The following is a 17,149-nucleotide window of genomic DNA, read 5'->3' as shown; positions in this document are numbered from 1 at the left end:
TCAGAGCGCGGCGTGTCCATCCTTCCCGATGAATTCACCCTTCTGCAGGTGACGCCGGAACTGGAAACCGGCGGCGCCGAGCAGACCACGATCGACGTCGCGCACGGCGTGGTGGCCCAGGGCGGCAAGGCCCTGGTGGCGACGCGCGGCGGGCGCATGGCCTCGCGGCTGGAAGCCGACGGCGGCCGCCTGGCCCAGATGCCGGCCCAGTCCAAGAACCCGCTGATCATGCTGGGCAACGCCGCCCGGCTGATCGACCTGATCCGCCGCGAGAAGGTGACCCTGGTCCACGCCCGCTCGCGCGCGCCGGCCTTTCCGGCCCTGTGGGCGGCGCACGCGACCAAGGTGCCGTTCGTGGCCACCTATCACGGGGTCTACAACGCCAAGTCCGCGCTCAAGCGCTGGTACAATGCGGTGATGACCAAGGGCGACCTGGTGATCGCCAATTCCGAATACACCCGGGCCCACGTCATCGCCGAGCACGGCATCCACCCAGACAAGGTGGTGGCGATCCCGCGCGGGGTGGACCTGTCGCGCTTCGAGCCCGGCTTCGTCTCGGCCGACCGCGTCGAGGCCCTGCGCAAGGCCTGGGGCGTCGCCCCCGACGAGCGCCGGCTGAAGGTGCTGCTGGCCGGCCGCCTGACCCGCTGGAAGGGACAGGGCCTGGCCATCGAGGCCGTCGCGCGGCTGAAGGCGCTGAACGATACGCGGGTGCTTCTGCTGCTGGCCGGCGACGACCAGGGCCGCAAGAGCTACCGCGCCGAGCTTGAGCACATGATCGCCCAGGCGGGCCTGGAAGACAGCGTCAAGCTGGTCGGCCATTGCGACGACATGCCGGCCGCCTATCTGCTGGCCGACCTCGCCATCGCCCCGTCGCTGGAGCCGGAGGCCTTCGGCCGCACGGCCGTGGAGCCGCAGGTCATGGGCCGTCCGGTGATCGCCGCCGACCATGGCGCCACGCGCGAAACGGTGGTTCCCGGCGAGACCGGCTGGCTGGCCGCGCCCGGCGACGCCGAGGCCTGGGCCCAGGCCCTGAACGAGGCCTGCGAGGCAGGGGCCGCTGGACGTCAGTCGATGGGCATGGCGGCGCGCGCGCGAGCGCGGCGGTTGTATTCTGTGGACGCGATGGTCGAGGCGACCCTTAAGGTCTATGCGCGCGTCATGGCCGCCCGGAAGGCTGGGGCGGTGGTTTTGGAGTCGAAGGCTTGAGCAAGGAGATCAAGAAGGTCCTGGTCATCAAGCTGGGCGCGCTGGGCGACTTCGTCCTGGCCCTGGCGGCGATGAAGAAGATCCGCGAGGCGCATCCGCGCGCCCGGATCACCCTTCTGACGACTCCGCCGTTCGAGGCCCTGGCCCGCCTGTCGCCCTATTTCAACGCCGTCGAGGTGGACGGCCGTCCCAGCGACGCTGGCGACCTCTTCAAGATGCTGGGCCGTATCCGCAAGGCCAAGTACGACCGCGTCTACGACCTGCAGACCAACAACCGCACCGGCTGGTACTTCCAGGCCCTGCGGCCGTTCCCGCCGCAGTGGTCGGGCATCGCCAAGGGCGCTAGCCTGCCCCAGCGCGGCCGCGCCCGCTATCACATGCACACCCTGGAGCGGCACGCCGACCAGCTGCGCCAGGCCGGCATCTGGCCCGACGCGCCGACCGAACCGGGCAGTGCCCCGCCGCCGGACCTGTCGTGGATCCTGCGCAAGCATAAGGACGCCCGCCCGGTCGCCGGCGCGGTGACGCCCAAGCCTTACGTGCTGCTGGTGCCCGGCGGCTCGGCCCACCGGCCCGAGAAGCGCTGGCCCGTCGAGAGCTACGCCCAGCTGGCGGCCCTCCTGAAGTCCAAGGGCCTGGACATCGTCATCATTGGCGGTCCGCAGGAAAGCGCCATGGCGCGCCAGATCCAGAAGGCGGCCGGCCAGGCCCGCGACCTCACCGGCCGCACCGACTTCGCCCAACTGGCGGTGCTTGGGGCCAAGGCCGCCCTGGTGGTCGGCAACGACACCGGCCCCACGCACCTCTTGGCCGCGGCCGGCGCGCCGACCATCGCCCTGTTCTCGGACGCCTCCGATCCCGCCCTGTGCGGCCCCCGCGGCCACGTGGCGGTGATCAAGTCGCCCGACCTCAAGGCCCTGCCGGTCAGCACCGTGGCCAGCACGGCGATCTCGCTGCTGCCGCGATAAGACACGGGCATGAACGTCTTCGAGCGCTGGGAACCGGTGGACGACCTGCCACCGACGCCCTGCGCCGGCTTTATCGTCACGGCCAGCTGCATGCTACGCGGGCCGGTGATCGTGGCGGTCTATTCAGGCATCGTGGGCAACCCGCCACGCGATCTGGAGATCACCTTCTCCTCGGCTTCGGCTGTGCTGGTGCATGCTGAGTTCGTTCATCCGTCGATCGAGGAGCCGAACGAGAACCTGCAGCCGATCGGCGGCGACAGCGGCTTTCGGCGCTACACCTGGCCCCTGTTGAAAGTGACGACGTCACGTTGGCTAGATGGTTGGGGCGGTGGTCAGTTGGCGCCGTTCGGGCGGGAGAACTACACCCACTATCAACTCTGCAGCCTCGATCAGATCGTGGATGTCGCTTCTCTAGGTGACGTATCGGCCCGATGGATCCCAGGAGCCGCTTCCTAGGGGGCGTCGCGCGTGACAGGTCGCCTCATGAACACTCGCGCCCCTTCGTCCAGGCCGCGCGCCAGGTGCTCGCCGCGAATTTCCGCCATGGCGGGCGTCAGCGCGCCGACCTCAGCAAACCCCAGCCGTGCGTAGTACGGCGCGTTCCAGGGCACATCTCGGAACGTCGACAGCACCAGAGCTCCTCCCGTGTCGAGGCGCACCCCGACGGCATCCAGCAAGGCCGCGCCGATCCGGCGGCCGGAGAAGGCCGGCAGCACGTCCAGTTGTTCGACATAGAGCCCGCCCTCCAGCGGCCTGAACATCACGAAGCCCACGATCGCGTCGCCGATCTCGGCGACCAGCAGACCGCTCTCGACGATTCGCCGGGCCAGCAGCGGGGCGGGGGTCGGCTCGTCGGCGGCTATGGCGTCCATCAGACCCAGGAAGCGCTGGGCCGAGGCGCGTTCGAGCGCGCGGATCGTCTCGACCTCGACGACGCGCGCGGGACGTAGCAGGATGGGCGCGGGGGCGCTGTTCATCTGGAACCAAGCCGGAAACTGGACGGTTTAGGGTTCCGAGTTAACGAGGAGTCCGTCAATGCGCATCACCCCCGGCAAGCCGTACGCCCCCCGCGCCCTGCCTGGCCGCGAAGCGTTCCAGCCGGACACCAGCGGCAACAGCGCCGGCGTCCAGCTGGCCATAGGCCTGGCCCTGGCGGGCGGCGCGATCCTGGCCGCGACGCTGCTGGGCCGCCGCCACGAGCGGGTGATCGACGACGAGGAGTACGCGGTCGGCTATGCCGAGATGCACGAGCCGGTCGCCCACCAGCCCAAGCCGCTGACCAGCCTGCTGCTGCCGCCGCTGTTCATCGCCATGACCCTGTCGGGCCTGCGCACCTGGAACGCGCCGTCCAGCCCCGCCCGCACCCGGGCGCTGACCCTGTGGAGCCTGACCCAGGGCTTCAACGCCCTGTGGCTGGCTTTCGGCACGAAGCGCGGCGGCGGGCAACTGGCCGTGGCCACCGCTTCGCTGGGCGCCTCGGCGGCCTATGCGGTGGAAGCCCGCAAGGTCGGCGGCGCCTCGGCGCCGGATCTCGGCTGGCTGGGCGTGGCCAACGCCCTGACCGCCCAGCTGTGGCGACGCTCTTCCGTCCGCCCCACCTTGCACTAGGCGGTCCGACACGGCCTTCTCCCCGCCTTCGAGCGGGGAGGGCGCATGCGGATTCGGCTTGGACACCTGGCGGCGGCCGCGATCCTGTTCGTGGTCGAGGTGGTCATCGCGCTGTTCGTGCGCGACGGCTTCGTGCGCCCCTATCTGGGCGACGTGCTGGCCACGGCCCTGGTCTATTTCGCGGTGAGGGCCGTCACGCCCCTGGGACGCGCCGGAGCCGCCGCGACAGCCCTGGGCCTGGGCGCGATCATTGAGCTGGGTCAGTTGCTGAACGTGCTCGAGCTTGCCGGCCTTGGTGGCAGCCGCGTGGCGCGCGTGGTGTTCGGCGGGGTCTTCGACGTGAAGGACCTGGCCTGCTACGCCGTCGGCGTTGGGCTGGCCGTTCTGCTCGACCGACGTCGACAGGGCGGGGCGGTCGCCGCTTGATCAGGCGCCGCGCCGGTCTCTCACGGTCGCCGGCGCCGCTCAACCAGGCATTGTGAGGCTGTCCACAGCCGCTCCACAAGGCTCGCAGAACGGTGGTATTGACTTCCGCTGCCTAACCTTTACGCATTCGCCCCGGCTTTTGAGAGCGCCTCTCACGAGCACGCGCCGCCAGGGGACGACGGCCGATAGAACAAGCCTGTTGCGGGGGGAAGCGGTTGGCCTTCGACGACGCGACCTATGATGACGGCGTGCTCGCCGTCCGCACGCCCGATGGGGCGGGCTGGCGGCCCAAGGCCACGCGTCCGGCCTGGCGGCTGGCCGAGATCGGCGTCGCCGGCGGGCTGGCGGCCCTGCTATTGGTGTTCTTCTGGCTGGACCTGCGCCCCGACATCGCCACCGCGCACCAGCAACCGTTCTTCTGGCTGAAGATGGCCTACACCGCCGCCCTGGCCACCGCGGGCTTCGACGGCCTGGCTCGCCTGATCCGGCGCGGTCCGCCCGCCCCGACGGCGATCGTCGTGGCGGTCATCGCGCTGCTGGTCTTCGCCGTTGGCGGCGTGACCGAGGCGATGCAGCTGGAGCCCGCCAAGCTGGCGCGGCTGTTCTCGCCGGCCTCGGTGGGCGCGTGCTTCTTCAACATCGTCGCCCTGGCCCTGCCGACCCTGCTGCTGGCCCTGACGGTGCTGCGCGGCGTCGAGACCGAACGGCCGATCCTGGCGGGCTTCGCGGCGGGGGTCTTCGCCGGCGGCCTGGCCGCCAGCGTCTATGGTCTGCACTGCCCGCACTCGACCTTCGTGTTCGTGGGCCTGTGGTACCTGGGCGGCGTGCTGCTGTGCGGCCTCGCTGGCGCGGTCCTCAACCGACTGGCCTCGACTTGATCCAGCGGCGCCCGATCAGGCCCTGAGCCCGCGAAAAAGGCCCTCCCGGCGAACCGGAAGGGCCCTCGTTCCTGCGCGAGGCGGGACGGCTTACTCGGCGGCGGCCTTGCCGGCCGGGGCGCCGAACTTGGCGTTCAGCTCGCCCGAGATGTAGCGCTTGGCCATGGCCGCGGTCGAGATCGCGCGGATCTTGCCGGCGTGGCCGGCCGAGCCGAACTGCTCGAAGCGCGCCTGGCAGACCTTGCGCATGGCTTCCTTGGCCGGCTTCAGATAGGCGCGCGGGTCGAACTCCTGCGGCTTCTCGATCAGCAGCTTGCGGATGGCGCCGGTGATGGCCATGCGGTTGTCGGTGTCGACGTTGATCTTGCGCACGCCATGCTTGATGCCGCGCTGGATCTCTTCGACCGGCACGCCCCAGGTCTGGGGCATCTCGCCGCCATAGGCGTTGATGATGTCCTGCAGGTCCTGCGGCACCGACGACGAGCCGTGCATCACCAGGTGGGTGTTGGGCAGGCGGCGGTGGATTTCCTCGATCACGTTCATGGCCAGGACGTCGCCGTCCGGCTTGCGCGTGAACTTGTAGGCGCCGTGGCTGGTGCCCATGGCGATGGCCAGGGCGTCGACGCCGGTGGCCTGCACGAAGTCGACCGCCTGGTCCGGATCCGTCAGCAGCTCGTCATGCGACAGCTTGCCCTCGAAGCCGTGGCCGTCCTCGGCCTCGCCCATGCCGGTCTCCAGCGAGCCCAGCACGCCCAGCTCGCCCTCGACCGACACGCCGCAGGCGTGGGCCATCTCGACCACCCGGCGGGTGACGTCGACGTTGTATTCGTAGCTGGCGGGGGTCTTGGCGTCCTCCATCAGCGAGCCGTCCATCATCACCGAGGTGAAGCCGTACTGGATCGCCGTGGCGCAGGTCGCCGGGCCGTTGCCATGGTCCTGGTGCATGCAGACCGGGATGTGCGGGTAGATGTCGACCAGGGCGTCGATCATCTTGGCCAACATGATGTCGTTGGCGTAGTTCCGCGCGCCGCGCGAGGCCTGGATGATGACCGGGCTGTCGACCGCGTCGGCGGCCTCCATGATGGCCAGGCCCTGCTCCATGTTGTTGATGTTGAAGGCGGGCAGCCCGTACTCATGCTCCGCCGCATGGTCCAGCAACTGCCTAAGCGTGATCCTCGCCACGTATTTCTCCTGCAAGCTTTGAAGTCGTTGAATTGGTTCTTGTTATTGGGGCGCGGCGCTTGTGCGCTCTTTGCCCGGATATCCCGGGGCCGGTTCCTCGTCCGGCGTCCCGAGAGCGGAGGCCTGCGCCCCGAAAGGCTCGGGGCGAGGCGTTCCGACTTGGCTGATGGTCCCGTGGCCGTTCTCGGCTCGCCGGGATCCTCCCTTTAGGCTTCGAGAGCCGCGACGCCCGGAAGCGTCTTGCCCTCCATCCATTCCAGGAACGCGCCGCCCGCCGTCGAGACGAAGGTGAAGTCGGCCGACACGCCCGCGTGGTTCAACGCCGCGACGGTATCACCGCCGCCAGCGACCGCCACGATCTTACCCGATTTCGCGAGCGACGCGGCGTGTTTCGCCGCCGAAACGGTCGCTTCGTCGAAAGGTTGCACCTCGAACACGCCCAGCGGGCCGTTCCAGATCAAGGTGACGCTTTGGTCCATGGCGGCCAGCAGCTTCTTGGCGCTCTCCGGGCCGGCGTCGAGGATCAGGTCGTCGGCCTGCACTTCGTTCAGCTGACGGACGGCCGTTTCCACGCCCGGGGCGACCTTCTTGGCGACGACCACGTCGACCGGCAGCAGCAGTTCGCAGCCGGCGGCGTCGGCCTTCTTCATGATCTCCCGGGCGGTGTCGGCCAGGTCCTTTTCGCAGAGCGAGCCGCCGACGTCGTGGCCCTGGGCGAACAGGAAGGTGTTGGCCATGCCGCCGCCGATGGCCAGGCGGTCCAGCTTGGCGACCAGGTTGTTGAGCAGGTCGAGCTTGGTAGAGACCTTCGAGCCGCCGACGATGCCGATCACCGGCTTCTTCGGGTTGCCGAGGGCGGCGTCGAGCGCCTCGAGTTCGCGCTGCATGGCCAGGCCCGGATAGGCCGGCAGCAGCTTGGCCAGGCCCTCGGTCGAGGCGTGGGCACGGTGGGCGGCGCTGAAGGCGTCGTTGACATAGACGTCGCCATTGGCGGCCAGGGCGGCGGCGAACTCGGCGTCGTTCTTTTCCTCGCCGGCGTGGAAGCGGACGTTCTCCAGCAGGGCCACGCCGCCGTTTTCCAGGCCGTCGACGACCTTGGCGGCTTCAGGGCCGATGCAGTCGCTGGCGAAGGCCACCGGCTGCTCCAGCAGCTTGGACAGCGGCTCGGCGACGAAGCCGAGGCTCATTTCCGGCACGACCTTGCCCTTGGGGCGGTCGAAGTGGGCCAGCAGAACGACCTTGGCGCCGGCCTTGGACAGGAAGGCGATGGTCGGCAGGGCCGCGCGCAGGCGGGTGTCGTCGGTGATCCGGCCGCCGTCGACGGGCACGTTGAAGTCCACCCGGACCAGGGCGCGCTTGCCGGCGAGATCGGCGGTGTCGAGGGTGCGGAAGGTCATTGCGAGGTCACTCACATGATGTTGCAGGCATAGACCATACGCGAGGTGAACCAAGCGACGGTCAGGAACAGGATCAACGGCGCGGTCAACGCCCAAGGGCGCGCGTCTCGCCGGACGAGGAAGGCTGTCATGGCCCACAGGCCGAGCCAGCCGATGGCGACGCCGATAGCTCCCCAAGAAGGGGCGTTCTCGGGAAGCCATGCCGCCGGCGTCAGCTGGTGGCCGCCGCCCGACGTCAGCGACATCGTCAGCCGGCCAGCCCAGTAGCAGACCGGGGCGAAAGCTTCGCGGGCGGCGAAGAGGCCGATCGCGGCGACGGCCCCCAGGCTCGCCAGCGCCAGGCGGCGCTTGCGTGAGCTCTCGGGGGCGGAGTGCGCGTTCGACATCAACGTCCTGGGCCAAGGAAAACCCCCGCTCCTTGCGGGGCGGGGGTCTGGTCGTTCCTTAGAGGAACTTCGCCATTTCCAGAGCGGTGTCGCTCATGCGGGTCGCGAAGCCCCACTCGTTGTCGTACCAGCTGAGCACGCGGGCCAGCTTGCCTTCGATGACTTGCGTCTGGGGCAGGGCGGCCGTCGAGCTGGCGGCGATGTGGTTGAGGTCGGTCGAGACCAGCGGGTCGGTGGTCACGGCCAGGACGCCCTTCATCGGACCGTCGGCGGCGGCTTGCAGCGCGGCGTTGATCTCGGCGATCGAGGTGTCGCGGCCGGTGACGACCTTCAGGTCGATGACCGAGACGTTCGGGGTCGGGACGCGGATCGACGAGCCGTCCAGCTTGCCCTTCAGTTCCGGCAGAACCAGGCCCAGGGCCTTGGCGGCGCCGGTCGAGGTCGGGATCATGGACAGGGCCGCGGCGCGGGCGCGGTAGAGGTCCTTGTGCATGGTGTCCAGCGTCGGCTGGTCGCCGGTGTAGCTGTGGATCGTGGTCATGTAGCCACGCTCGATGCCGACCAGGTCGTGCAGGACCTTGGCCACCGGGGCCAGGGCGTTGGTGGTGCACGAGCCGTTCGAGACGACGATGTCGTCGGCGGTCAGGGTCTCGTGGTTGACCTTGTAGACGATGGTCTTGTCGGCGCCGTCAGCCGGGGCCGAGACGAGCACGCGCTTGGCGCCTGCCTTCAGGTGCAGGGCGGCCTTGTCACGGGCGGTGAAGATGCCGGTGCATTCGAAGGCGATGTCGACGCCCAGTTCGGCGTGCGGCAGCTCTTCGGGGTTGCGGATCGCGGTGACCTTGATCTTGCCCGTGCCGACGTCGATCCAGTCCTCGCCCGAGGTGACGACGCCCGGGAAGCGGCCATGCACGCTGTCGTAGCGCAGCAGGTGCGCGTTGGTCTCGACCGGGCCCAGATCGTTGATCGCCACCACCTCGATGTCACGGCGGCCGTGCTCGGCGATGGAGCGCAGCACGAGGCGGCCGATACGGCCAAAGCCGTTGATGGCGACGCGAAGGGCCATGTGGTCTTTCTCCTCACGATCGGACCCGCTCGGAAGCGAGCGGCGTTCCTTGATTTTGCAGGCGGTTTCGCGGTCGAAAGCGGCGAAGTCAAGCCCAGGAACGCTCACAAGACATTAGCTATTGTTGTGACGCTCGTTACATCGCCCAATTGTGGTCACGCCGGGTGGCGAAGTCGGCGACGATCTATATGTTGCGCCGCATGATGGGAACTTGCCGATGATACCGGGCGAAGGAAGCGCTCTCGATCTGGCCGCGCGGCGGCTGGAGCGCGCCGTCGCGAACCTGGAGCAGAAGATCGCCGCCGAACGGGCCGAGCGCGCGCGCGTCGTCGCCCAGCCGGCCTCGGGCGACCTGTTCGAGGCGCCCGTCGCCGACGCGGCGGTGGTCGAGAAGGCCGCCCAGCTGGCCGCCGACCTGGAGGCCGCCCGCGTCCGCGAGCGCGCCCTGGAGGAGGCCGGCGAGCAGGCCAGCGAGGCCCTGGGCCGCGCCATCGCCGAGATCCGCGCGGCCCTGGGCGACGAGAGCCTGATCGGCGAAGGCGTCCACGACGACGAGGAGGGCGCCGCGCCCGCCGAGTTCTCAGACGACGAGACCGAAGACGACCCCGAAGCGTTGTACGACGAGGACGACCCGCCGTTCGACCCCGATCCGCCCGCGAAGGCCTGAGCCCATGGCGCAATTGACCATCCACGTGAACGGCCGCCCCTACAGCGTGGGCTGCGAAGACGGCCAGGAGGCCCATCTCCTGGAGATCGCGCGCCTGTTCGACCGCCAGGTCCGCCAGGTCAGCCAGGAGGTCGGCCAACTGGGCGAGACGCGCCTGTTCCTGATGGGCGCCCTGCTGCTGGCCGACGAGCTGTCGGACCTGAAGCTGCGCCTGGCGCACAACCAGTCGGAATTGGCCCGCCTGCAGAACGAACAGACCCGCGTCGAAATCCGCGCGATCAAGGCCATCGACGCCGCGGCCGAGCGCATCGAGAAGCTGGCGGCGGGGTAAGGCGCCTCCGGGCCACCTCCCCCAAAGGGGGAGGACCTGAGGCGGCAAGATGCTCCCCCTTTGGCGGAGCTGTCGCGAAGCGACTGAGGGGTATCAACAGCCGCGACAACGCGCCGGATACGGAGCCCCTATCGCGGGCCGACCCGACGCCCTATATTGCTCCACGGCGGGTCGTGCTGCGGCTCTCGTCGAAGATTTCTATTCCCAGGGACCTTAATCTCTCTATCGGGACCTGTTCCCTCCCGTGGCCGTGGCTGCGGGAACACGGGGCCCACCTGTAACTAACAGGTTCGAGTGGATTGAAACGTCTTCACGGTTCTTCGCGGCGCCGCCACCCTTTCCCTTTATGCCCGTCCTTCGGCTAGAAGGTCGCGATGACCATCGCCGACCCCGCCGCCGCCAAGACCGCCCTGCGCGTCTTCGTGCGCAACCGCCGCAAGCAACTTGCCCTGGAGCACCCCGAGGCCGACTGGATGGCGGTGGATGTCGCGCGCGAGCCGCTGTCGGCGCGCTTCCCCGATCCGAAGGGCAAGGTCGCCGCGCTCTATCACGGCCTGGGCTCGGAGGTTTCCGCCCGCGCCTTGGCCGACTGGCTGGCCGGGGAGGGCTGGAGGCTGGCCTTGCCCAGCGTCGAAGGCGCCGATCCGCATGGCAAGGACGGCCGGATGGTCTTCCGCACCTGGACGCCCGGCGAGCCCCTGGCCCGCGACGCCATCGGCATGGTCGCGCCGGTCGCCCATAACCCGATCGTCCAGCCCGACCTGGTGGTCGCGCCTCTGCTGGCCTGGGACCGCGAGGGCCGCCGGCTGGGGCAGGGCGGGGGCTATTACGACCGGGCGCTGGAAGCCCTGCGCGGTCGCAAGGACGTCTTCTTCCTGGGCCTGGCGTACCAGGGCCAGGAGACCCACGGCGTGCCCGACGAACGGCATGATCAACGATTGGACGCGATCTTGACCGAAAACGAGTATATCGAGGTCCGAAAGGACTGATCGATCATGCGTTTTGCTTTCTTCGGCGACGTCGTCGGCAAGTCGGGCCGCGACGGCCTGGCCGACCACCTGCCGGGCCTCCGTCGCCAACTGGGCCTCGAGTTCGTCATCATCAACGCCGAGAACGCCGCCGCCGGCTTCGGCATCACCGAGAACACCGCCCGCGAGCTGTTCGACGCCGGGGCCGACTGCCTGACCCTGGGCAACCACAGCTGGGACCAGCGCGAGGCCCTGACCTACATCGTGCGCGAGCCGCGCCTGATCCGTCCGGCCAACTACCCGATCCTGTCGGACGCCCCGGGGCGCGGCAGCCACCTCTTCCAGACGGACTCGGGCAAGACCGTGTTTGTGGTGAACCTGCTGGGCCGTGTGCACATGGACGCCATGGACGACCCGTTCGCCGCCGCTGATCGCGAGCTCGACAAGGCGCCGCTGGGCCAGGTCGCCGACGCGGTGATCGTCGACATGCACTGCGAGGCCACCTCCGAGAAGATGGCCATGGGCCACTACTGCGACGGCCGCGCCAGCCTGGTGGTGGGCACCCACACCCACGTGCCGACCGCCGACTGCCAGATCCTGACCGGCGGCACCGCCTACCAGACCGACGCCGGCGCCTGCGCCGACTACGACAGCGTCATCGGCAACCAGAAGGAAGAGCCCCTGCGGCGCTTCACCACCAAGATCAGCGGCGGCCGCTACCAGCCGGCCAGCGGCCCGGCCACGGTCTGCGGCGTGTTCGTCGAGACCGACGACCGCACGGGCCTGGCGGTGCGCGTCGAACCGATCCGGGTCGGTGGGCGGCTGAAGCAGAGCGTTCCGGAAGTATAGGTGACTTCGTAGGACCCTCTCCCATGGGGAGAGGGAGGGGCCCGGGCAGAGCCCGGGAGGGTGAGGGGTTACACCGTCAGCCGGAGCGCCGCCTGGATCGCTTCGGCTACGCCGCCCGGATCCATTAGAACTTGCTCGTTGTCGAACCGGATTACCATGAAGCCGTGATGTTCCAGAACTTCGGTGCGTCTCGCATCGTAGTCAGCGGTTTCCCGATGCGCCGCGCCGTCGAGCTCCACGATTAGTCTCGCTTTTCGGCAGGCGAAGTCCGCGAAGTAGCGGTCGATCGGCATCTGACGTCGAAACTTGGAGCCATCCAGGCGTCCGTTTCGCAGGATCTCCCAGAGTTTGGTCTCGGCGAAGGTTTGGGTGCGGCGAAGGCGGCGAGCGCTGGCGATCCTATCCATTACGCCAGCCTCGACGACGATCTTCGGAAGGCAAGTGAAGTAACCTTGGTTTTGCCTGTAGGTGTTCCTACGCCCTCACCCTCCCACCGCTTCGCGGCGGGCCCCTCCCTCTCCCCACGGGAGAGGGATCAGGCAAGGCGTCTTCCATACAATCCACTCCCGCTTGCATCCGTCACGATCTCCGGCCCAACTCCCCCGGAGGCAAGCACAGGAGCCCTCCATGACCGACACCGCCGTTTATACCGCCAAGGCCCACGCCGTGGGCGGGCGCCAGGGGACCGCCAAGACCGACGACGGCCACCTGGACGTCCAGCTGGGCTATCCCAAGTCGCTGGGCGGCAATGGCGAGGGCACCAATCCCGAGCAGCTGTTCGCGGCGGGCTACGCGGCCTGCTTCCTCGGCGCGCTGGGCCTGGTGGCCCGTAACCAGAGCGTCAAGCTTGGCGAGCACAGCCTCGACAGCGAGGTCGACCTCATCAAGGACGACGTCAGCTTCCACATCGGCGTGCGCCTGACGCTCAACGCTCCCGAGGTCGACCGCGCGGTGGCCGAGGACCTGCTGCACAAGGCCCACCAGGTGTGCCCGTACTCCAAGGCCACCCGCGGCAACGTGGTGGTGGAGCTGAAGGTCGCCTGATCCTGCGTCCGGCGATGGAATGGGCGGGTCGCGAGCGCCCCCTGGGGTGACAAGACACGCTTCCAGGCGGTAGAAGCGCCGCCAACCCATTCCATCGTCAGATCAGAGAAGAGCCTCCGAATGGCCGGCCACTCGAAATTCAAGAACATCATGCACCGCAAGGGCCGCGCCGACGCCGCGCGTTCCAAGCTGTTCTCCAAGCTGTCGCGCGAAATCACCGTGGCGGCCAAGACGGGCCTGCCGGACCCGGCCATGAACCCGCGCCTGCGCCTGGCCGTGAACAACGCCAAGGCCGAAAGCCTGCCCAAGGACGTCATCGAGCGCGCCATCAAGAAGTCGCAGATGGGCGATGCGGCCGACTACACCGAGATCCGCTACGAGGGCATGGGCCCCGGCGGCGTGGGCGTGATCGTCGAGGTGCTGACCGACAACAAGAACCGCGCGGCGTCGAACGTCCGCTCGCTGTTCTCAAAGTACGGCGGCAACCTGGGCGCCACCGGCTCGGTGACCTTCAACTTCGACCGCCTGGGCCAGATCGAGTATCCGGCCGCCAAGGCCAGCGAAGACGACATGATGGAAGCCGCCATCGAGGCCGGCGCCCAGGACGTCGAGAGCGACATGGGCGAAGACGGCGGCCACACCGTCTACACCGCCTTCGAGGACCTCAACGAGGTGTCGTCGGCTCTCGAAGCCAAGTTCGGCGAAGCCTCCTCGACCAAGATCGTCTGGAAGCCCAAGCTGCTGAACGAGGTCACCGGCGACAGCGTCGCGACCCTGATGAAGCTGCTGGACGCCCTGGATGAGGACGACGACGTCCAGAACGTCTATTCCAGCGCCGACATCAGCGAAGAAGAGCTGGCCAAGCTGGGCTGATCCTTCGCGGCGGAACCTTATCCTTCGACAAGCTCAGGATGAGGTTCTCTGCTGACCGAGCCTGCAATGGTCCTCATCCTGAGCCTGTCGAAGGACGAGGACCACGCACCAAGCAGACGGCCGCTCCATCTGGAGCGGCCGTTTCCTTGTCAGGCTCCCCTTTGCGGGCGGACGTCGCTCTGCTATCCCCTCGCTCCATGAGTTTCGTTCGGAAGATCGCGCGAATTATCCGCCCGGCGTGACGCCGCCGGACGAGACCTCCAGCGCGCGCCGGGTTCCACCCGCCTTCTTCCGACATTCCAGAGCTGGATAGCCTTCCCATGGCCGATGACGCCGCGCCCGCCCGCGACTACCGCGAAACCGTCTTCCTTCCCGACACGCCGTTCCCGATGCGCGCGGGCCTGCCCAAGAAGGAGCCCGAGATCCTCGAGGGCTGGGCGGCCCTGTCCAACAAGGGCCTGTACGGCGCGGTCCGCGCCAAGCGCCAGGCCGACGGCGCGCCGCTGTTCGTGCTGCACGACGGCCCGCCCTACGCCAACGGCGCCATCCACATCGGCCACGCGCTGAACAAGACGCTGAAGGACTTCGTCGTCCGCTCGCGCTTCGCGCTCGGCTACGACGTCGACTACGTGCCGGGCTGGGACTGCCACGGCCTGCCGATCGAGTGGAAGATCGAGGAGAAGTTCCGCAGCCAGGGCCGTCGCAAGGACGAGGTTCCGGCCGAGGAGTTCCGACGCGAATGCCGCGCCTACGCCGCCGGCTGGATCGAGGCCCAGAAGGTCGAGTTCCAGCGCCTGGGCGTGCTGGGCGACTGGTGGAACCGCTACGCCACCATGGACTTCACCTCTGAAGCCAAGATCGTCGAGGAATTTCACCGCTTCGCCTCGAGCGGCCAGCTCTATCGCGGCTCCAAGCCGGTGATGTGGAGCCCGGTCGAGCGCACGGCCCTGGCCGACGCCGAGATCGAGTACCACGACCACGTCTCGCCCACGATCTGGGTGAAGTTCCCGGTCGTCGAAGGCTCGGACGCGGCCCAGGGCGCCAAGCTGGTGATCTGGACGACCACGCCCTGGACGATCCCGGCCAACCGCGCGGTCTCCTACAACCCTGACATCCCCTACGCCGTCTTCGAGGTGAAGGCGCTGGAGGAGGGGCTCGAGTTCGCGCCCTGGTCCCAGGTCGGCGACCGCCTGATCGTGGCTGAAAAGCTGGCCGAGGCGGTCTTCAAGGCCGCCAAGGTCGCCGCCTTCGAGAAGGTCGAAAGCGTCGACTGCGAGGGCATGGTCCTGGCTCACCCGCTGGCCGACCTCGACAGCCACTACGGCTTCGCCGTCCCGCTGCTGGCCGGCGACCACGTCACCGACGATGCGGGCACGGGCTTCGTGCACACCGCGCCGGGCCACGGCGCCGACGACTATCAGGTCTGGCTGGCCCACGGTCATCGCGAGATCCCCGACACGGTCGACCCGGACGGCGCCTACTACGCCCATGTGCCGCTGTTCGGCGGCCTCAAGGTCATCGAGACCGAGGGCAAGAAGACCGGCAAGTTCGGCCCCGCCAACGGCGCGGTGATGGACAAGCTGATCGAGGCCGGCAACCTGCTGGCCCGCGGCCGCGTCGAGCACAGCTATCCGCACAGCTGGCGCTCCAAGGCCCCGGTGATCTTCCGCAACACCCCGCAGTGGTTCATCCGCATGGACCACGAGGTCGAGGCCTTGGGCGGCAAGACCCTGCGCGAGACGGCCGTCCAGGCCATCGCCGACACCGCCTTCCACCCCGACGCCGGCCGCAACCGCATCGGCGCGATGGTCGAGACGCGTCCCGACTGGCTGATCAGCCGCCAGCGCAACTGGGGCACGCCGCTGGCGATGTTCGTCGACAAGCACACCGGCCACCCGCTGGTCGACGCCGAGGTCAACGCCCGCATCCTGGCGGCCATCAAGGAGGGCGGGGCCGACGCCTGGTTCACCCGTCCGGACGCCGACTTCCTGGGCGTGCATGATCCGGCCCAGTACGAGAAGGTCGTCGACATCCTCGACGTCTGGTTCGACAGCGGCTGCACCCACGCCTTCACCATCGAGGGCCGCGACGACAGCGCCTGGCCGGCCGACCTCTATCTGGAAGGCTCCGACCAGCATCGCGGCTGGTTCCAGTCCAGCCTGCTCGAAGGCTGCGGCTCGCGCGGCCGCGCGCCCTACAAGGCCGTCCTGACCCATGGCTTCACCATGGACGAGAACGGCGAGAAGATGTCCAAGTCCAAGGGCAACACGATCGAGCCCCAGGCCATCACCAAGGAGTCCGGCGCCGAGATCCTGCGGCTGTGGGCGGCCATGGTCGACTATTCGGAAGACCAGCGGATCGGCAAGACGATCCTGGCCACCACCACCGACGCCTATCGCAAGCTGCGCAACACCATGCGCTACCTGCTGGGCGCGCTGGCCGGCTTCACCGAGGAAGAGCGGGTCACCGACGACGCCGACTTCCCGCCGCTGGAGAAGTTCATCCTGCACCGCCTGTGGGAGCTGGATGGCCAGGTGAAGGCCGCCTACGAGAGCTATCGCTTCTCCGACGTGATCCGGCCGCTGGTCGACTTCTGCCAGGGCGACCTGTCGGCCCTGTTCTTCGACATCCGCAAGGACAGCCTCTATTGCGACGCGCCGACGGCCCTGCGCCGCCGCGCCTATCGCACCGTGCTGGACTACGTGTTCGATCGCCTGACCATCTGGCTGGCCCCGCTGGCCAGCTTCACGATGGAAGAGGCCTGGGTCACCCGCTTCCCCGAAGCCGGCCCGGTGGCCCTGCGCGTGATTCCGCAGACCCCGGCGGCCTGGGAAAACCAGGCCGAGGCCGCACGCTGGGCCAAAGTCGAAGCCGTCACCGGCGTCGTCACCGGGGCCCTGGAAGTCGAGCGCCGCGAAAAGCGCATCGGTTCGGCCCTTGAGGCCGCGCCGGTCGTCCACATCGCCGACGCCGAACTTCTGGCCGCCTTCGAGGGCCTGGACGCCGCCGAGGTGTTCCGCACCAGCGCCGCGACCCTGGTCGCCGGCGAGGGCGGCGCGTTCACGATCGACGAGGTCAAGGGCGTGTCGGTGGATCCGGTAAAGGCCGAAGGTCAGAAGTGCGCCCGTTCGTGGCGCATCCTGCCGGAAGTGGGAACCGACCCCCGCTATCCGGAGCTTAGCCTTCGCGACGCCGACGCCGTGGCCCTCTGGGACGCGCAAAGGGCATAATCTCCCTTCTCCCTTGATGGGGGAAGGGCCGGGGATGGGGGTGATGCGGCGGTTCAACTCGTACGGC

At 68.6% G+C, this 17,149-nt stretch carries 19 protein-coding genes and 1 other RNA gene; 14 read left to right on the top strand and 6 right to left on the bottom strand.

Going from position 1 to position 17,149, the window contains the following annotated elements; translation table 11 throughout:
• Positions 1–12 precede the first annotated feature (12 nt).
• Genes SGCZBJ_RS18510 through SGCZBJ_RS18500 form a run of 3 tightly spaced genes read left to right on the top strand, consistent with a single transcriptional unit; the run spans position 13 to position 2,633 of the window.
• The gene (locus SGCZBJ_RS18510) at positions 13–1,209 is read left to right on the top strand and encodes a glycosyltransferase family 4 protein (protein WP_101719427.1); all 1,197 of its coding nucleotides are present in this window, start codon (positions 13–15) and stop codon (positions 1,207–1,209) included.
• Entirely contained in the window at positions 1,206–2,177 is a 972-nt protein-coding gene (locus tag SGCZBJ_RS18505) for a glycosyltransferase family 9 protein (protein WP_101719426.1), read from the top strand. The genes SGCZBJ_RS18510 and SGCZBJ_RS18505 overlap by 4 nt, the downstream gene beginning before the upstream one ends.
• A 9-nt stretch (positions 2,178–2,186) precedes the next feature.
• The gene (locus SGCZBJ_RS18500; protein ID WP_101719425.1) at positions 2,187–2,633 is read left to right on the top strand and encodes a hypothetical protein; all 447 of its coding nucleotides are present in this window, start codon (positions 2,187–2,189) and stop codon (positions 2,631–2,633) included.
• Here SGCZBJ_RS18500 and SGCZBJ_RS18495 read toward each other — a convergent pair.
• Positions 2,630–3,154, bottom strand: a complete 525-nt coding sequence (locus SGCZBJ_RS18495; RefSeq protein WP_101719424.1) for a GNAT family N-acetyltransferase — start codon at positions 3,152–3,154, stop codon at positions 2,630–2,632. The genes SGCZBJ_RS18500 and SGCZBJ_RS18495 overlap by 4 nt on opposite strands.
• Before the next feature lie 58 nt (positions 3,155–3,212).
• On the opposite strand from SGCZBJ_RS18495, the gene SGCZBJ_RS18490 reads away from it, so the two are divergent.
• The 3 genes from SGCZBJ_RS18490 (at position 3,213) to SGCZBJ_RS18480 (ending at position 5,089) form a co-directional block, all read left to right on the top strand.
• A complete protein-coding gene (locus SGCZBJ_RS18490) occupies positions 3,213–3,785 on the top strand; it encodes a TspO/MBR family protein (protein WP_101719423.1) in 573 nt (190 codons plus the stop codon).
• A 45-nt stretch (positions 3,786–3,830) separates the two neighbouring features.
• Positions 3,831–4,211, top strand: a complete 381-nt coding sequence (locus tag SGCZBJ_RS18485) for a ribosomal maturation YjgA family protein (protein WP_101719422.1) — start codon at positions 3,831–3,833, stop codon at positions 4,209–4,211.
• A 215-nt stretch (positions 4,212–4,426) separates the two neighbouring features.
• Complete coding sequence (locus SGCZBJ_RS18480; RefSeq protein WP_165799371.1) at positions 4,427–5,089, top strand: DUF1109 domain-containing protein; 663 nt, start codon at positions 4,427–4,429, stop codon at positions 5,087–5,089.
• A 90-nt stretch (positions 5,090–5,179) separates the two neighbouring features.
• Here the strand turns inward: SGCZBJ_RS18480 and fba are convergent, their stop codons facing one another.
• From fba to gap, 4 genes are all read right to left on the bottom strand, one after another.
• Positions 5,180–6,271, bottom strand: coding sequence for a class II fructose-bisphosphate aldolase (fba, locus tag SGCZBJ_RS18475; protein ID WP_101719458.1), 1,092 nt, complete (start codon positions 6,269–6,271; stop codon positions 5,180–5,182).
• Between the two features lie 206 nt (positions 6,272–6,477).
• Positions 6,478–7,668: a phosphoglycerate kinase gene (locus SGCZBJ_RS18470; protein WP_101719420.1), complete on the bottom strand. Its 1,191-nt coding sequence runs from the start codon at positions 7,666–7,668 to the stop codon at positions 6,478–6,480.
• 11 nt (positions 7,669–7,679) lie between these two features.
• The gene (locus tag SGCZBJ_RS18465) at positions 7,680–8,054 is read right to left on the bottom strand and encodes a hypothetical protein (protein WP_101719419.1); all 375 of its coding nucleotides are present in this window, start codon (positions 8,052–8,054) and stop codon (positions 7,680–7,682) included.
• A gap of 58 nt (positions 8,055–8,112) precedes the next feature.
• Complete coding sequence (gene gap / locus SGCZBJ_RS18460) at positions 8,113–9,120, bottom strand: type I glyceraldehyde-3-phosphate dehydrogenase (RefSeq protein WP_101719418.1); 1,008 nt, start codon at positions 9,118–9,120, stop codon at positions 8,113–8,115.
• Between the two features lie 217 nt (positions 9,121–9,337).
• Between gap and SGCZBJ_RS18455 the strand changes: the two genes are divergently transcribed.
• From SGCZBJ_RS18455 to SGCZBJ_RS18430, 5 genes are all read left to right on the top strand, one after another.
• Positions 9,338–9,787 carry a DUF4164 family protein gene (locus tag SGCZBJ_RS18455; RefSeq protein ID WP_101719417.1) on the top strand — a complete coding sequence of 150 codons (450 nt, stop codon included), beginning with the start codon at positions 9,338–9,340 and terminating at the stop codon, positions 9,785–9,787.
• Positions 9,788–9,791: 4 nt separating this feature from the next.
• A complete protein-coding gene (locus tag SGCZBJ_RS18450; protein ID WP_058348093.1) occupies positions 9,792–10,118 on the top strand; it encodes a cell division protein ZapA in 327 nt (108 codons plus the stop codon).
• A 170-nt stretch (positions 10,119–10,288) separates the two neighbouring features.
• A non-coding RNA gene (gene ssrS, locus SGCZBJ_RS18440) (6S RNA) lies at positions 10,289–10,451 on the top strand.
• A gap of 41 nt (positions 10,452–10,492) precedes the next feature.
• On the top strand, positions 10,493–11,107 hold the full coding sequence (locus SGCZBJ_RS18435; protein ID WP_101719416.1) for a 5-formyltetrahydrofolate cyclo-ligase: 615 nt from the start codon (positions 10,493–10,495) through the stop codon (positions 11,105–11,107).
• A gap of 6 nt (positions 11,108–11,113) precedes the next feature.
• Complete coding sequence (locus SGCZBJ_RS18430) at positions 11,114–11,935, top strand: TIGR00282 family metallophosphoesterase (protein ID WP_101719415.1); 822 nt, start codon at positions 11,114–11,116, stop codon at positions 11,933–11,935.
• Between the two features lie 68 nt (positions 11,936–12,003).
• On the opposite strand, the gene SGCZBJ_RS18425 is transcribed toward SGCZBJ_RS18430, so the two are convergent.
• Positions 12,004–12,342, bottom strand: coding sequence for an endonuclease domain-containing protein (locus tag SGCZBJ_RS18425; RefSeq protein WP_101719414.1), 339 nt, complete (start codon positions 12,340–12,342; stop codon positions 12,004–12,006).
• Positions 12,343–12,562: 220 nt separating this feature from the next.
• On the opposite strand from SGCZBJ_RS18425, the gene SGCZBJ_RS18420 reads away from it, so the two are divergent.
• The 3 genes from SGCZBJ_RS18420 (at position 12,563) to ileS (ending at position 17,082) form a co-directional block, all read left to right on the top strand.
• Positions 12,563–12,979, top strand: coding sequence for an organic hydroperoxide resistance protein (locus tag SGCZBJ_RS18420; RefSeq protein ID WP_101719413.1), 417 nt, complete (start codon positions 12,563–12,565; stop codon positions 12,977–12,979).
• Positions 12,980–13,099: 120 nt separating this feature from the next.
• Complete coding sequence (locus SGCZBJ_RS18415; RefSeq protein WP_101719412.1) at positions 13,100–13,852, top strand: YebC/PmpR family DNA-binding transcriptional regulator; 753 nt, start codon at positions 13,100–13,102, stop codon at positions 13,850–13,852.
• A 320-nt stretch (positions 13,853–14,172) separates the two neighbouring features.
• On the top strand, positions 14,173–17,082 hold the full coding sequence (gene ileS, locus SGCZBJ_RS18410) for an isoleucine--tRNA ligase (protein WP_101719411.1): 2,910 nt from the start codon (positions 14,173–14,175) through the stop codon (positions 17,080–17,082).
• The last annotated feature ends 67 nt before the right edge of the window (positions 17,083–17,149 follow it).

Origin of the sequence: Caulobacter zeae (assembly GCF_002858925.1) — a bacterium.
Taxonomy (GTDB): Bacteria; Pseudomonadota; Alphaproteobacteria; order Caulobacterales; family Caulobacteraceae; genus Caulobacter; species Caulobacter zeae.
Note: the sequence above shows the minus strand (reverse complement) of the source record. Positions and strands in the feature narration are given on the sequence as shown.

Bases quoted from the DNA above. Each gene is read 5' to 3' on its own strand.
- SGCZBJ_RS18500 (WP_101719425.1), top strand. From the start codon at position 2,187: ATGAACGTCTTCGAGCGCTGGGAACCGGTGGACGACCTGCCACCGACG.
- SGCZBJ_RS18495 (WP_101719424.1), bottom strand. From the start codon at position 3,154: ATGAACAGCGCCCCCGCGCCCATCCTGCTACGTCCCGCGCGCGTCGTC.
- SGCZBJ_RS18490 (WP_101719423.1), top strand. From the start codon at position 3,213: ATGCGCATCACCCCCGGCAAGCCGTACGCCCCCCGCGCCCTGCCTGGC.
- SGCZBJ_RS18485 (WP_101719422.1), top strand. From the start codon at position 3,831: ATGCGGATTCGGCTTGGACACCTGGCGGCGGCCGCGATCCTGTTCGTG.
- SGCZBJ_RS18470 (WP_101719420.1), bottom strand. From the start codon at position 7,668: ATGACCTTCCGCACCCTCGACACCGCCGATCTCGCCGGCAAGCGCGCC.
- SGCZBJ_RS18465 (WP_101719419.1), bottom strand. From the start codon at position 8,054: ATGTCGAACGCGCACTCCGCCCCCGAGAGCTCACGCAAGCGCCGCCTG.
- gap (WP_101719418.1), bottom strand. From the start codon at position 9,120: ATGGCCCTTCGCGTCGCCATCAACGGCTTTGGCCGTATCGGCCGCCTC.
- SGCZBJ_RS18455 (WP_101719417.1), top strand. From the start codon at position 9,338: ATGATACCGGGCGAAGGAAGCGCTCTCGATCTGGCCGCGCGGCGGCTG.
- SGCZBJ_RS18450 (WP_058348093.1), top strand. From the start codon at position 9,792: ATGGCGCAATTGACCATCCACGTGAACGGCCGCCCCTACAGCGTGGGC.
- SGCZBJ_RS18435 (WP_101719416.1), top strand. From the start codon at position 10,493: ATGACCATCGCCGACCCCGCCGCCGCCAAGACCGCCCTGCGCGTCTTC.
- SGCZBJ_RS18430 (WP_101719415.1), top strand. From the start codon at position 11,114: ATGCGTTTTGCTTTCTTCGGCGACGTCGTCGGCAAGTCGGGCCGCGAC.
- SGCZBJ_RS18425 (WP_101719414.1), bottom strand. From the start codon at position 12,342: ATGGATAGGATCGCCAGCGCTCGCCGCCTTCGCCGCACCCAAACCTTC.
- SGCZBJ_RS18420 (WP_101719413.1), top strand. From the start codon at position 12,563: ATGACCGACACCGCCGTTTATACCGCCAAGGCCCACGCCGTGGGCGGG.
- SGCZBJ_RS18415 (WP_101719412.1), top strand. From the start codon at position 13,100: ATGGCCGGCCACTCGAAATTCAAGAACATCATGCACCGCAAGGGCCGC.
- ileS (WP_101719411.1), top strand. From the start codon at position 14,173: ATGGCCGATGACGCCGCGCCCGCCCGCGACTACCGCGAAACCGTCTTC.